At 70.4% G+C, this 13,663-nt stretch carries 12 protein-coding genes; 2 read left to right on the top strand and 10 right to left on the bottom strand.

Features of this window, described 5'->3' with window-relative positions; translation table 11 throughout:
• Positions 1 to 14: 14 nt before the first annotated feature.
• Together ACFVQ0_RS27810 and ACFVQ0_RS27805 are read right to left on the bottom strand one after the other, a co-directional pair.
• Positions 15 to 1,115 (bottom strand): CobW family GTP-binding protein, encoded by a 1,101-nt coding sequence (locus tag ACFVQ0_RS27810; RefSeq protein ID WP_390091936.1) that lies wholly within the window; start codon positions 1,113 to 1,115, stop codon positions 15 to 17.
• Between the two features lie 20 nt (positions 1,116 to 1,135).
• Entirely contained in the window at positions 1,136 to 2,296 is a 1,161-nt protein-coding gene (locus ACFVQ0_RS27805; protein ID WP_390091935.1) for a citrate synthase/methylcitrate synthase, read from the bottom strand.
• A gap of 112 nt (positions 2,297 to 2,408) precedes the next feature.
• On the opposite strand from ACFVQ0_RS27805, the gene ACFVQ0_RS27800 reads away from it, so the two are divergent.
• Positions 2,409 to 3,752 carry a citrate/2-methylcitrate synthase gene (locus ACFVQ0_RS27800; protein ID WP_390091934.1) on the top strand — a complete coding sequence of 448 codons (1,344 nt, stop codon included), beginning with the start codon at positions 2,409 to 2,411 and terminating at the stop codon, positions 3,750 to 3,752.
• Between the two features lie 20 nt (positions 3,753 to 3,772).
• Here ACFVQ0_RS27800 and ACFVQ0_RS27795 read toward each other — a convergent pair whose 3' ends face one another.
• The 7 genes from ACFVQ0_RS27795 to ACFVQ0_RS27765 all read right to left on the bottom strand — a co-directional run bounded on the left by ACFVQ0_RS27795 (position 3,773) and on the right by ACFVQ0_RS27765 (position 12,015).
• A complete protein-coding gene (locus ACFVQ0_RS27795; protein ID WP_390091933.1) occupies positions 3,773 to 4,801 on the bottom strand; it encodes a LacI family DNA-binding transcriptional regulator in 1,029 nt (342 codons plus the stop codon).
• 392 nt (positions 4,802 to 5,193) lie between these two features.
• A complete protein-coding gene (locus ACFVQ0_RS27790) occupies positions 5,194 to 6,786 on the bottom strand; it encodes a cation acetate symporter (protein ID WP_390091932.1) in 1,593 nt (530 codons plus the stop codon).
• Entirely contained in the window at positions 6,783 to 7,226 is a 444-nt protein-coding gene (locus tag ACFVQ0_RS27785; RefSeq protein ID WP_390092050.1) for a DUF485 domain-containing protein, read from the bottom strand. Before ACFVQ0_RS27785 ends, ACFVQ0_RS27790 begins: the two co-directional genes overlap by 4 nt.
• A 131-nt stretch (positions 7,227 to 7,357) precedes the next feature.
• Positions 7,358 to 8,035, bottom strand: a complete 678-nt coding sequence (locus ACFVQ0_RS27780; RefSeq protein WP_390091931.1) for a response regulator — start codon at positions 8,033 to 8,035, stop codon at positions 7,358 to 7,360.
• A complete protein-coding gene (locus ACFVQ0_RS27775) occupies positions 8,032 to 9,195 on the bottom strand; it encodes a sensor histidine kinase (RefSeq protein WP_390091930.1) in 1,164 nt (387 codons plus the stop codon). The genes ACFVQ0_RS27780 and ACFVQ0_RS27775 overlap by 4 nt, the downstream gene beginning before the upstream one ends.
• Entirely contained in the window at positions 9,192 to 9,710 is a 519-nt protein-coding gene (locus ACFVQ0_RS27770; protein ID WP_390091929.1) for a DUF1453 domain-containing protein, read from the bottom strand. The genes ACFVQ0_RS27775 and ACFVQ0_RS27770 overlap by 4 nt, the downstream gene beginning before the upstream one ends.
• A gap of 184 nt (positions 9,711 to 9,894) precedes the next feature.
• Positions 9,895 to 12,015: a type IIA DNA topoisomerase subunit B gene (locus ACFVQ0_RS27765; protein WP_390091928.1), complete on the bottom strand. Its 2,121-nt coding sequence runs from the start codon at positions 12,013 to 12,015 to the stop codon at positions 9,895 to 9,897.
• Positions 12,016 to 12,453: 438 nt separating this feature from the next.
• Here ACFVQ0_RS27765 and ACFVQ0_RS27760 point away from each other — a divergent pair, with 438 nt between their 5' ends.
• Positions 12,454 to 12,687, top strand: a complete 234-nt coding sequence (locus ACFVQ0_RS27760; protein ID WP_024489001.1) for a hypothetical protein — start codon at positions 12,454 to 12,456, stop codon at positions 12,685 to 12,687.
• 103 nt (positions 12,688 to 12,790) lie between these two features.
• On the opposite strand, the gene ACFVQ0_RS27755 is transcribed toward ACFVQ0_RS27760, so the two are convergent.
• Positions 12,791 to 13,621, bottom strand: coding sequence for a S1 family peptidase (locus tag ACFVQ0_RS27755; protein WP_390091927.1), 831 nt, complete (start codon positions 13,619 to 13,621; stop codon positions 12,791 to 12,793).
• Positions 13,622 to 13,663: the final 42 nt, after the last annotated feature.

The following is a 13,663-nucleotide window of genomic DNA, read 5'->3' as shown; positions in this document are numbered from 1 at the left end:
CCCGGCGTGTGGCGCTACGCGTCGTCGCCGGGCCCGCGCACGTACCGCAGGACGCCCCACATGGATCGCTCGTGTGCGGCGTCCTGCGCCGTGTCCGTCGTCGGCCCGTCCGGTGCGCGACAGTCCTCCAGCGCCTTGCGCAGGCCCGGTACGTCGATGCCGGAGCCGATCAGTACGAGCCGGGTCAGCCGGGGCCCGCCACGGGTCCAGGGCTGCGGGGCGAACCGCAGGAACCTGCCGACGGCGTGCAGCGCGTAGGCGTTGGCGGGGTCTCCCGCGCCGAAGTCGACGTACCCCTTGATCCGGTAGAGGCCTTCCGGCCGGGAGTCCAGGAAGGCCATCAGCCGGCGGGGGCTCATGGGCACGTCGGAGGTGAAGTCGAGACTCTCGTACGCGGCGTGCAGATGGCCCCCGTGCTCCTCCCCCGTCTCCGCCGCGCGCTCCTCCAGGTACAGGTCCTCGAAGCTCAGCTGGCGTGCTTTCTCGTCGCTGTCGGGCCGCAGCGCGGGATCGAAGAGCAGCTCGGGATCGACGCGTCCGTAGCTGGCGGGGACGACGGCCGCCGTGCTGCCGGTGGCCGCGACGGCCTCCCGGACACGCAGCCGCTCCGCCTCCCCGGCCCGGTCGGTCTTGTTCAGGACGACGAGGTCCGCGACGGCGAGATGGCGGTCGATCTCCGGGTGGCGCTCCCGGGTGGCGGCGAACTCGGCCGCGTCGACCACCTCGACCAGTCCCTCGTACACGATGTGCGGGTTTTCGCTGGCCAGCAGCATCCGGACGAGCTCCTGGGGTTCGGCGAGCCCGCTCGCCTCGATGACGATCACATCGAGGCGGGCGGCGGGCCGGGTCAGGGTCTCCAGGTAGGTGTCGAGCTCGCTCACGTCGACCGCGCAGCACAGGCAGCCGCCGCCGAGCGAGACGGTCGAGCCGACCTGTCCGGACACGGTCATGGCGTCGATCTCGATGGACCCGAAGTCGTTGACGATCACGCCGATCCGGTTCCCGGCGCGGTGGCGCAGCAGGTGGTTGAGCAGCGTCGTCTTGCCGGATCCCAGGAATCCGGCGAGGACGATGACCGGGATCTGGCGGCTGCGGGGCGGTGACGACGGGTTCAACGGAGCCCTTCCGGGGGACGTCAGGCGGCCGGGACCGGCTGCGGCGGAGGCGGGCCGACGTAGCGGGCCGCCGGGCGGATGATCTTGGAGTCCTCCGCCTGCTCCAGGATATTGGCGCTCCAGCCGACCACCCGCGCGGAGCAGAACGTCGGCGTGAACATCTCGCGCGGCAGCCCGCACAGCTCCATGACCACTCCGGCGTAGAACTCCACGTTGGTGTGCAGTTCCCGGCCCGGCTTCAGCTCCGCGAGGATCGCCTCGACCTGTCGTTCCACCTCGACGGCGAAGTCGACGAGCGGGCCGCCGAAGCTCTGGGCGATGGAGCGCAGCATGCGTGAGCGGGGGTCCTCCGTGCGGTAGACCGGGTGTCCGAAGCCCATGATCCGGTCACCGGCGAGCACCCGCTCGCGGATCCAGCCGTCGATGCGGTCCGGGGTCCCGATGGCGTCCAGGGTGTCCAGGGCCCGGCTCGGCGCACCGCCGTGCAGCGGTCCGGAGAGCGCGCCGACGGACGCCACCAGGCAGGCGGCGATGTCCGCACCGGTGGAGGCGACGACACGGCCGGTGAAGGTCGAGGCGTTGAAACCGTGGTCCACGGTGGAAATCAGATACTGCTCGACGGCCCTGACCCGGGCGGCGTCCGGCACGGAACCGGTGAGCATGTAGAGGTAGTTGGCGGCGTAGGGCAGGTCGTCGCGCGGTTCCACCGGTTCGAGCCCCTGACCGAGCCGGTGCAGGGCGGTGAGCACGGTGGGGACGGCGGCGCAGGCGGTCAGCGCGTCGGCGCGGCGCCGGTCGGCGTCGATGTCGTACACCGGCCGGAATCCCGCGGACGCGCCGAGCAGCGAGAGTGCTGTGCGCAGCCCCGCGAGCGGGCCGGAGACGACGCCCGCGCGGGCTATGGCGGGCAGGGCGTCCCGTACCTCTGCGGGCAGCCGGCGCAGTGCGGCGGTGCGGGTGGCGAAGTCGGCGCGGGCGGCCGGGCCCGGCAGCTCGCCCTCGGTCATCAGGTACCAGACGTCCTCGAAGCTGCGGGTCTGCGCCAGCTCGATCGCCGAGTACTGCCGGTAGTGGTAGAAGCCCTCGCGGCCCCGGACATCCCCGAGTGCCGTGTCGGTGACGACGACACCCGCGAGACCTCGGGGGACATCGAGCGGGGCCGAGCCGGTCATGGTCGTCATTGCTTCCTCCAGGAACATTCCGATGCTGCGACTCTTGACATTGATTCGACTGTCTATGCTTGACTCCATATCTGTCAATGTTGATTGAATCAATATGGATACGGTGAGCACCATGACGGATCAAGCGGGCGCGGGCGACGGTTCGGAGCGCACGGCGCAACGGCTCACCACCCGGGAGACGGCCGAGCGCCTGGGCGTGAAGCCCGAGACGGTGTACGCGTACGTGAGCCGGGGCCAGCTGAGCAGCAACCGCGCGCCCGGCGGGCGGGGCAGTACGTTCGACCCGGCGGAAGTCGACGCCCTGGCACGGCGGACGGGACGCAGGGAGCCCGCCTCCCCGGCCGGCGAGCTGTCGTTCCGGACCGGCATCACGCTCATCGAGGGCGACCGCTACTGCTTCCGCGGTGTGGACGCCACGGAGCTGGCCCGGCGTCACACCTACGAGGAGATCGCCGAGTGGCTCTGGACCGGTGAGCTGCGGACGGGCGCGCACTTCACCGCGCCGCGCGAGGCGCTGGCCTCGGCGCGCCGGACGGTCGGCGCGCTGCCGGCGCACTCCGGTTCCACGGACCGGCTGCGGGTCGCGGTCGTCGCGGCGGCCGCCGCCGATCCGCTGCGTTTCGACCTGTCGCGGGAGGCGGTGCTGGGAAGCGCGCGGAGCCTGATCCCGACGCTGGTGGGCGCGCTGCCGTCGGTGGACGCGGACGGGACGGGGGGCGCAGACGGGGCCGGGGCAGGAGACGGGGCCGGGGCTGGGGGCTTTGGCGCGGTCGCGGCCGACGCCGGGCTGGCGCATCAGCTGTGGCCGAAACTCACCGCGCGCCCGGCCGACGAGCCGTCACTCGACGTGCTGGACACCGCTCTCGGGCTGCTGATCGACCACGATCTGGCCGCTTCCACCCTGGCGGCCCGGGTCGCGGCCTCGGCGCGGGCCCACCCGTACGCGGTGGTCTCGGCGGGGCTCGGGGTCTTGGAGGGGCCACTGCACGGCGCGGCCAGCGGACTGGCGCACCGCATGCTGGCCGAGGTCCTGGAGCGGGGCGGCGCGGCCCCGGTGGTCGCGGACCACCTCCGTACCGGGCGCCGGGTGCCGGGGCTGGGCCACCGGCTCTACACCCGCGAGGACCCACGGGCCACCGCGCTGTTCGCGCTGCTCGCGGACATCCCGCGAGCGGCGCCGGCGCTGGCCGCGGCCCGCGACGTGGTCACCACGACCGCGCGCCACGCCCCGTTGCACGCGAATGTCGACATGGCGCTCGCGGTGCTGTCCGTCTCCTCCGGCATGGCCGCCGAGGCGGGCGAGACCGTGTTCGCGATCTCCCGTACGGCGGGGTGGATCGCGCACGCCCTGGAGGAGTACGGGGAGCGACCGCTGCGGATGCGCCCCATCGGCCAGTACACCGGACCGCGGCCGCCTCGGCCGCTGCCCGGTGCCACAGAGTCACCCTCGCAATAGACTGTTCGCGAGGCGCAAATTCACGACGATGAACGGGAAGTGCTGCGCGGAGGCTGAGCCGTGGAGCCGCGCACCACCAGTTCGGGTTCGAAGAGCAGCTCGTCGGACGGTACGGTGCGCCCGCCGATCTGCACGGAGAGCAGCTCGACGGCGGCGCGCCCCATGGCCTCGATCGGCTGGCGGACCGTCGTCAGCGGGGGCTCCGTGCAGTTCATGAACGCCGAGTCGTCGTACCCGACCACGGAGACGTCCGCGGGCACCGAGAGGCCGCGGCGGCGTGCCGCGCGCACCGCCCCCAGGGCCAGCACGTCACTGGCGCAGATGAACCCCGTAACCCCTTCGTCCAGCAGCCGCATGGCGGCCGCCTGCCCGCCCTCCAGGGAGTACATCGCCCTGGCGACCCACTTGTCCGGCATGGTCGTACCGGCCTCCTCCGCGAGCACCCGGGCGGCGGCCAGCTTGCGCTGCGAGGGCACGTGGTCCGAGGGGCCGAGCACCAGGCCGATGCGCTCGTGACCGAGCGAGACGAGGTGCCGCCAGGCCTGTTCGACGGCCACGGTGTCGTCGCAGGAGATGCCGGGGAAGTCGAGGTGGTCGATGGCCGCGTTGATGAGGACGACGGGGATCTTCCGGTCGGCCAGCACCTTGTAGTGATCGTGCGGGGCGTCGGTCTGGGCGTAGAGGCCACCGGCGAAGACGACGCCGGAGACCTGCTGCTGGAGGAGCAGTTCGACGTACTCCGCCTCGGAGACGCCCCCCTTGGTCTGGGTGCACAGGACGGGCGTGAGGCCCTGCTGGGCGAGCGCGCTCCCGACCACCTCTGCGAAAGCGGGGAAGATCGGATTCTGCAGCTCGGGCAGGACCAGGCCGACCAGCCGGGCCCGCTCGCCGCGCAGTTGGGTCGGCCGCTCGTAACCGAGCACGTCCAGCGCGGACAGGACGGCCTGCCGCGTGGCGTCGGAGACTCCTGGCTTGCCGTTGAGCACCCGGCTGACCGTGGCCTCGCTGACTCCAACCTTTTGTGCCACCTGAGCAAGTCGTCGCGTCATGTGTGCAAGATTAGCGCAAGAAGCGCAAGCGGATTGCGTGGAGCTGGAAACGAGACAATCTCGCGAAGCCCCGGAGCGCCTCGCATCGCCCTCACACCGAGCGTGCCACCCGCCGACCGACGGAAACACCGCGCGGGCCGGCGGTCCCGACGGGATTTCCCGCAGGTGCGGCTCATACGGGCCGACCGTCGCCAACAGCGTCACCGTACTCGCCGCCAGTCTCTGTGCGGCACCCCTCACCGCACAACTCGACGACCGGGCCACGCCCTTCCACCGGCCCTCGCGGCCACTCGAAGGCCCTCGCACAGCGCGCCGTCGGCCAGCCGGATTGGCCGAATCCCCGAGCCCGCCCGGTACCGGCCCGATCCGGACGAGAGGCCGGCGGACGCGCTCTAGACGGCGCCGGCGCCGGTCAGCGCGCGGACCTCGGTCTCCGCGTGCCTGGCAGCGTCCGGCGGTTCCTTCGAGGTGACCGTACCGATCCAACCGGCCAGGAATCCCAGCGGGATCGAGACCAGGCCCGGGTTCTCCAGCGGGAAGAGCTGGAAGTCCACGCCGGGGAAGAGCGAGGTGGCGCTGCCCGAGACGACCGGGGAGAGGACGACGAGCAGCACGGCGGGGATCAGCCCTCCGTAGACCGACCAGACCGCACCGCGCGTGGTGAAGTTCCGCCAGAACAGCGAGTAGAGGAGCACGGGCAGATTCGCGGACGCCGCGACCGCGAAGGCCAGGCCCACCAGGAAGGCCACGTTCAGATCCTGGGCGAGCAGGCCGAGTCCGATGGCGGCCACCCCGATTCCCGCTGCCGCGACCCTGGCCACGGCGACCTCGCTGCGCTGCTTGGAACCCGGGCGGCGGAGCGAGGCGTAGAGGTCGTGGGCGACGGAGGCCGAGGAGGCCAGCGTGATTCCGGCGACGACGGCCAGGATGGTCGCGAAGGCCACGGCGGCGACGACGGCGAACAGAATCGTTCCCCCGGTGGATCCCTCGCCACCGCCGAGCACCAGGGCCAGCAGGGGAACAGCCGTGTTTCCGGCGGGGTTCGAGGCCCGTACGTCCGCCGTGCCGACCAGCGCCGCCGCCCCGAATCCGAGCACGATCGTCATCAGGTAGAAGCTGCCGATGAGGCCGATCGACCAGACGACCGACCGGCGTGCCGCACGGGCGGTAGGCACGGTGTAGAACCGCGACAGGATGTGCGGCAGCCCGGCCGTGCCGAGCACCAGGGCCAGGCCGAGGCTGATGAAGTCGACGCGTGCCGTCCAGGAACCGCCGTACCGGAGGCCGGGCGACAGGAACTTCCTGCCGTTGCCGCTGCGGTCTGCGGCGGAGTTGAGCAGCTCGTTGACATTGCCGTGGAAGTGCACCAGGACGAGCACGGTGAGCACGATCGTGCCCGCCATCAGCAGGACGGCCTTGACGATCTGGATCCAGGTGGTGGCGCGCATACCGCCGAGCGACACATAGATCACCATGAGCGCCCCGACACCGATGACGGTCCAGGACCGGGCGGCCCCGCTCGTGCCGCCGAGCAGGAGTGCCACCAGACTGCCCGCGCCCACCATCTGTGCCACGAGGTAGAGCACGGAGACAGTGACGGAAGATGTCCCCGCCGCGATCCGGACCGGCCGCTCGGCCATCCGCGCCGCCACCACATCGGCCAGGGTGAACCGGCCGCAGTTGCGGACGAGTTCCGCGACGAGCAGCAGCACGACGAGCCAGGCGACCAGGAAGCCGACCGAGTAGAGCATGCCGTCGTAGCCGAAGAGCGCGATCAGACCGGAAATGCCGAGGAAGGAAGCGGCCGACATGTAGTCGCCCGCGATGGCGAAACCGTTCTCCATGGGCGAGAACAGCCGGCCGCCCGCGTAGAACTCCTCCGCGGAACCGTGCCGGTTGCGGCTCACCCAGGTGGTGATGCCGAGCGTCACGGCGATGAAGACGCTGAACAGCACGAGCGCCAGGGTCTGGTGATTCCCGCTCAACGCGCGGCCCCCCGCGTCATCTCCTGCGTCTCCCAGCGCAGATCGAGCGCTGCCCGGTCCCTGCGCAGCCGCGCGTGCCGTGCGTACGCGCCGGTGAGCAGGAACGTCGTGAGGAACTGCCCGAGCCCCGCCACCATGGCGACGTTGACGGCACCGGCCACGGGTCTTGCCATCAGGCCGGGCGCGGTGACCGCCATGACCACGTAGGCGAGATACCAGACGAGGAACGCGAGGGTGGCGGGGACGATGAAGCGCCGGTAGCGGCGCCGCACCTCCTGGAAGGCTTCGCTGCGCTGCACCTCCAGATAGATGTCCGCCGCGCTGTGGCCGCGCTGCGGCACCACGGAATCAGCTGTCCCGGCGGGCGCGAAGCTTCCCGTACTGTCCAGTTCCCCCCAACCGGAGGCGAGTGCGTCGTACCACGGGTCGTCGAGCCGCACCGCTGCGGACTCGGGCCCTGCTTCCTTCTCCACCGAACAACTCCCCTTGTCCACGGACCACTTCGGCCGCGTATCCAAGAATGGTCAGATCGGGAAGATCCCGGGCACTTCATTCGCGAGACTTCACCTCTTCAGGTGAAGGATGTGCCGGGCGGCTGTGCGAGCCCTCGAACGTAGGCGTATCGGACCGCCTGGGCGCGGTCGCGGAGCCCCGCCTTGGCGAACAGGTTGTTGATGTGGCTCTTCACCGTGGCCTGCGAGATGTGCAGGCTGCGGGCGATCTCCGCGTTGGACATCCCCTCGGCGATCAGGACGAGCACCTCCGCCTCGCGCGGGGTCATCCCGTCGGGCAGCTCGGGCTCGGTACCGGTGGCCGGCGGCAGCGGCCCCGCGGTGACCTGCTCCAACAGCCGGCGCTGCACGGCGGGCGAGAGCCCGACCTCGCCCGCGAGCACCGCCTCGACGGCCCGCACGATCTCGTCTCCCCCCGCGTCCTTGGTGAGATAGCCGCGGGCCCCCGCCCGGAGTGCCGGGAAGAGCGAATCGTCCTCGGCGAAGGTCGTGAGCACGACGACCTGGGTGGTGGGATGGTCCTTACGGATTCGGCGCGTCGCCTCCACGCCGTCGCAGCGCGGCATGCGCAGGTCCATCAGGACCACGTCCGGGGCGTGCTCGGCCACCAGGGCGACGGCCTCCTCCCCGTCCTTCGCCGATCCGACCACCTCGATCCCGGGCAGCAGGCCCAGCAGCATGACGATTCCCTCGCGCACCACCGACTGGTCGTCCGCCACCACCACCCGCGCGGTCACGCGGGCACCCGCAGATTCACCACGAACCCCTCCTCGCCGGGACCGGCCTCCAGCGTGCCGCCGAGCAGTTCGGCGCGCTCCCGCATTCCCAGCAGACCGTATCCGGAGCCACTGACAGCGAGGTCGCCCTCAGGACTTCCGCCGCCCGAATCGCTGACCTCCAGGGCGATCCCGTCCGGCAGGTACTCCAGCAGGACGAGCACCCTGGCGCCGGGCGCGTGCTTGCGGACATTGGTCAGCGCCTCCTGCGCGACGCGCCGCACCGCCTGCGAGGCCTCGGCGGTCAGCGCCCGGGGCTCCCCCTCCACCCTGACCTCGGCCGGCTCGGCCGCCACCAGCTGCCGCAGGAAGTCCTCCACCGGCGACACCTCGCCGCGCAGGGCGGAGAGCGCCTGGCGGGTCTCCGCAAGCCCCTCACGGGCCATGGAGCGGGCCGCGACCACCCGCTGCAGGACCTGGTCCCGGAACTCCCCCACCGGCTCCCTCTCGATCAGCAGCCGAGCCGCCTCCAGGTGCACCAGCTGCGCGGAGAGACTGTGGGCGAGCACGTCGTGGATCTCCCGGGCGATCCTGGACCGCTCGTCCAGAGCGGCCGTCTCGGCCTCCGCGACTCTCGCGGCCCGCTCCTGCGCGAGAAGCCGCCGCGCGCTTCCCCGAGCCTCGGCGTCCAGACGTAGTACGTATCCCGCGAGACAGAGCCCGGCCGTGGTCACCGCCGTGGACGGCCAGTCGTCGGTGTTCACCAACGCGTACGCGCCGAGCGCCACCGCCGTGGACGGGATTCCCGCGACCAGCGGCAACCGCTCCAGAGCCGTAACCGCACAACCGCACCAGAGCACCACCGCCGGCACCGTGGCCCCGGCCTCCTGCGCCCCGAACGCCGCCAGCATCAGCAGGGCGAGCGTGCCCAGCGAGAGCCACAGGCGGTTCGCCAGGCTCACCCGGAAGAAGGCCACCGCGAGCACCGCGCAGCCGAACACCCCGATCAGACCGGCCGCGATCTCCCAGGGCTCGAACAGCCCGCCCGTGAACGTCCCCCAGAGCATCACGGTGAGCAGCCCGGCCCGTACGGACCACCCGATGACGGCCCTGGAACGGGTGTGTCTCTCCCGCGAGAGTGCCTCCCGTGAAGGCCAGCTCGTCCAAGCGGCGGGTGTCACACACGGTCCTTCCATGCCTGCCGGAACGGCGCGCGGTCAGCGGCATCACCGTACGACGCCGGTATCCCGGCAGCCCTCCGGGCCAGGACCCCGCTGCGCACCAGCAGCGTCACGGCGAGCGCCATCATCACGGCCGAGCTGCCCTGATGTACGCCCAGTGCGGCGGCCACCCCGTAGAGGGCCACCCTCAGCGCCAGGCCCCCGATCCAGACGTAGGCGGTGGCCCTGGTCCCCTTGCTCCAGAGGGAGCCGTCCTCCCCGCGCCACAGCCGGGCTGTCCATCCCCAGGCCGCGCCCGTGACCAGTCCGACGACCAGCTCGGCTCCCAGGACAGCGACGGAGAGGGTCTCGTGGTGCTGGTCGACGAGGCCGGGCTCGCGCAGCGCCATGACGAGCAGGATGCCTGGGAGGAGCCACCAGCGCCGGTCGCCGGAGATCTGCCGGGCCGCGAACTGGCGGACCACGACGAGAGCGATGACCGCGACGATCACCAGGACATTGACGAGCCCGGACATGGAAGCCTCCGAATGGCGGGAAGTTCTGTGACTCCGACGCTACGGAAACGGCCAGTTCAGGGGATCGGCTCAGGGGTTGAACGTGGGTGGAGCCGTCGTCTCCACCCACGGGTGGAGACGACGGCTCCGGTGACGTGCGGGCCGGCCGAACGGGCCTGTCCGGCCGGTCCTGCGGGCAGCGGACTCAGACGTCGATGCGCGAGCGGTCCAGCGTGGCCGCCGAGCTGGTGATGAACTCCTTGCGGGGCGCCACCTCGTTGCCCATCAGCAGATCGAAGACCTGCTCGGACGATTCCAGATCACCGATGTTGATCCGCCGCAGGGTGCGGAAGCGAGGGTCCATCGTGGTCTCCGCCAGCTGGTCGGCGTCCATCTCGCCCAGACCCTTGTAGCGCTGGATCGAGTCCTTGTACCGGACGTTCTTGCGCTGGAGCTCCAGCAGCCGCGTGCGCAGCTCGTTGTCCGAGTACGTGTAGATGTACTTGTCCTGGCCCTTCTTCGGCTGGACGAGCTCGATCCGGTGCAGCGGGGGCACCGCGGCGAAGACCCGCCCCGCCTCGACCATCGGCCGCATGTACCGCTGGAAGAGCGTCAGCAGCAGGATCCGGATGTGGGCGCCGTCCACATCGGCGTCGACCAGCAGCACGATCTTGCCGTAGCGCGCGGCGTCGATGTCGAAGGTCCGTCCGGACCCTGCTCCTATGACCTGGATGATCGCGCCGCACTCGGCGTTCTTCAGCATGTCGGAGACGGATGCCTTCTGAACGTTGAGGATCTTGCCCCGGATCGGCAGCAGCGCCTGGAACTCGCTGTTCCGGGCCAGTTTGGCGGTGCCGAGCGCGGAGTCGCCCTCCACGATGAACAGCTCGCTGCGCTCGACGTCGTCACTGCGGCAGTCGGCGAGCTTCGCGGGCAGCGAGGAGGATTCCAGAGCCGTCTTCCGGCGCTGCGCGTCCTTGTGCTGGCGGGCCGCGATCCGGGTGCGGGCGGCGGCCACCGCCTTCTCCAGGACGGCCCTGGCCTGGGCCTTCGCGTCGCGCTTGGTCGACGTCAGGAAGGCCTTGAGCTCCTTGGTGACGACATTGGCGACGATCCGGTTGGCCGCGGAGGTGCCGAGCACCTCCTTGGTCTGCCCCTCGAACTGGGGCTCCGCCAGCCGCACGGTCACGACCGCGGTGAGGCCCTCCAGGGCGTCGTCCTTGACAATGTCGTCCTCGGCGACGCGAAGGATCTTCGCGGAGCGGAGCACTTCATTGACCGTCTTCGTCACCGAGCGTTCGAAACCGCTCACATGGGTGCCGCCCTTGGGGGTGGCGATGATGTTGACGAAGGACTTGAGGGTGGTGTCGTAGCCGGTGCCCCAGCGCATCGCGATGTCGACGACCAGCTCCCGGGTGACCTCGGTCGCCGTCATGTGGCCGCGGTCGTCGAGCACGGGGACGGTCTCCTTGAACGTGCCCTGCCCCGTCAGGCGCAGGACGTCGCAGACCGCCTTGTCCTGGGCGAGGTACTCGCAGAACTCGCTGATCCCGCCGTCGAAGCGGAACGTCTCCTCCGTCTTGCCCTCTCCGTCCAGGCCCCGCTCGTCGCGCACGACGATGGTGAGGCCGGGGACGAGGAAGGCCGTCTGGCGGGCCCGCTGGTAGAGCGTGTCCAGATTGAGCTTGGCGTCCTTGAGGAAGATCTGCCGGTCGGCCCAGAACCGCACCCTGGTACCGGTACGCGTCTTCGGCACCCGCTTGCCCTTGAGCAGCCCGTTGGCCGGGTCGAAGGGGCTGTCCGGCCCCTGCTCGGTGAAGATGCCGGGGACCCCGCGGCGGAAACTGATCGAGTGGGTCGCGCCGTGGAGGTCGACCTCCACGTCGAGCCGGGCAGAAAGGGCGTTCACGACGGAGGCGCCCACGCCGTGGAGACCGCCGGAGGCCGCGTACGCGCCGCCTCCGAACTTGCCTCCGGCGTGCAGCTTGGTCATCACGACCTCGACGCCCGACAGTCCGGTCTTGGGCTCCGCGTCGACCGGGATGCCCCGGCCGTTGTCACGGACCTCGACGGAGTTGTCGTCGTGGAGGATGACCTCGATGTGGTCGCAGTAGCCCCCGAGGGCCTCATCGACCGAGTTGTCGATGATTTCCCAGAGGCAGTGCATGAGGCCGCGGCTGTCGGTGGACCCGATGTACATCCCGGGGCGCTTGCGAACCGCTTCGAGCCCCTCAAGTACGAGCAGGTGCCGCGCGGTGTAGTTGGAACCGTCTTGGTCTGCTCCGGTCAGCAGCGCAGTGGACGGCACGGACGTATCGGCGGTCACGCGGTTCGCTCCTCGCTGAATTTCATTTGGGGCCCAGTGGGTAACGGGCTCGGCTTCGGTTGCCGCTGAGAGGGTACCGAGGCCTGGTAGAGCGGTTGTAACGCCACCCTAGGAGAACCCTCACACTAGTCCAGCCTCGCATACACGTTCGATCCCTCGCCGGAGTGACGTGCACATCACGTTCCCTTCCAGGCATGAACCATTTAGGCTCCGGGCACGTCCTCATGAACAAGCCGGCAAGCCAGCCGGTCGGACGGACCGACCAAGACAAGCAACGCGAAACCGTAGCGCCACGCAATACGGCACATTCGCCGCGAACCGGCAACAGACAGCCTTCCCGAGAAGAAGTTTCGAAGAAAAGCCACGAGCGGGAACGTTTTCGGCCTGGTTGGATGTTGACCCTGGTACGACAGCTCGTCGAGCTAGAGAAGAGGCGACGTGACTACTGTTCTGACCCCCGCGAGCCCGCTGACCGCAGCAGACCGCTGTGACCGTTGCGGCGCCCAGGCATATCTGCGCGTCGTCCTGATCAGTGGCGGTGAACTGCTCTTCTGCGCCCACCATGGTCGCAAGTTCGAGCCGGAACTCAAGAAGATCGCCGCGGAAATACAGGATGAGACGGACCGACTGACGGCCGTGCAGGCCCAAGCCGCCGAAGAGGAACAACACTGACACCTCGCATCCACGACGAGCCAGGGGCCGGTCCTGTACCGACCGACGGGCGGCTCCCTCCACCGGAGGGAGCCGCCCGTTCTCGTACCCGGAGCCGGTGACGTCAGTCGGCGTCCGCCATCCACCCGATGGCGGCGGAGATCCGCGTATAGACCCCGGGACTCCCGGCCTGGCCGCAGCCGGCTCCCCAGGACACCAGCCCCACAAGCCGCCCATGGGCCACCAGAGGCCCTCCGCTGTCGCCCTGGCATGCGTCGTACCCACCCTGCGGTTCGCCCGCACAGAGCATCGCTGAGGCCTCGTACGTGCCGTTCCTGCCGCCCGGGTAGGCCTCCTCGCAGGAACTGTCCGGCAGAATGCTCACCTTCGCGGACCTGAGTGACGAGGCGTAGTCACCGTTGCCCGTGGTGTCACCCCACCCGTAGACGACCGCTGCGGTACCCGCCCGGTACCCGTCGTCACCGGCTTCGGCCATCTGGATCACGTCCTGCTCGGGCAGCGCTTCGGCGAGCGTCAGCACCGCGACGTCCCCGCTGTTGGTGCTGGCGTCGAACCCGGGGTTGACCCACGTCCCGCTCACCGCGATCTCCTTGCCGCCGGAGCCGTTCAGCTCGTTCCGGCCGGAGATGATCCGCAGATCGCGCACCTGGCCGACATCGGTGCCCAGCGCCGCGCGGCTGAGGCAGTGCGCGGCTGTCAGCACCTTCTTCGGCCCCACCGCCACGGCGCCGCAGAACTGACCGGCGCGGGTGTCCCCGAAGCGGCTGCGGCTGGAGAGCGCCACCACCCACGGGCTGTCCTTGACCTGGGCGGGCTGGCCCCCGATGACGATGCTGTCCGCGACCGCCGAAGCGGGGGACGCGAGGGGTATCACGGCCGCGGCGGCGGTGAGGGCGAGCGCCCCGGTCATGGTGCGGACGACGGTGCGGGACATACGTACTCCTGACTCTGTGATGGACCATGCCTACCCAGAGTC

Origin of the sequence: Streptomyces sp. NPDC057900 (assembly GCF_042887885.1) — a bacterium.
In the GTDB taxonomy this organism is placed as follows: Bacteria; Actinomycetota; Actinomycetes; order Streptomycetales; family Streptomycetaceae; genus Streptomyces.
Note: the sequence above shows the minus strand (reverse complement) of the source record. Positions and strands in the feature narration are given on the sequence as shown.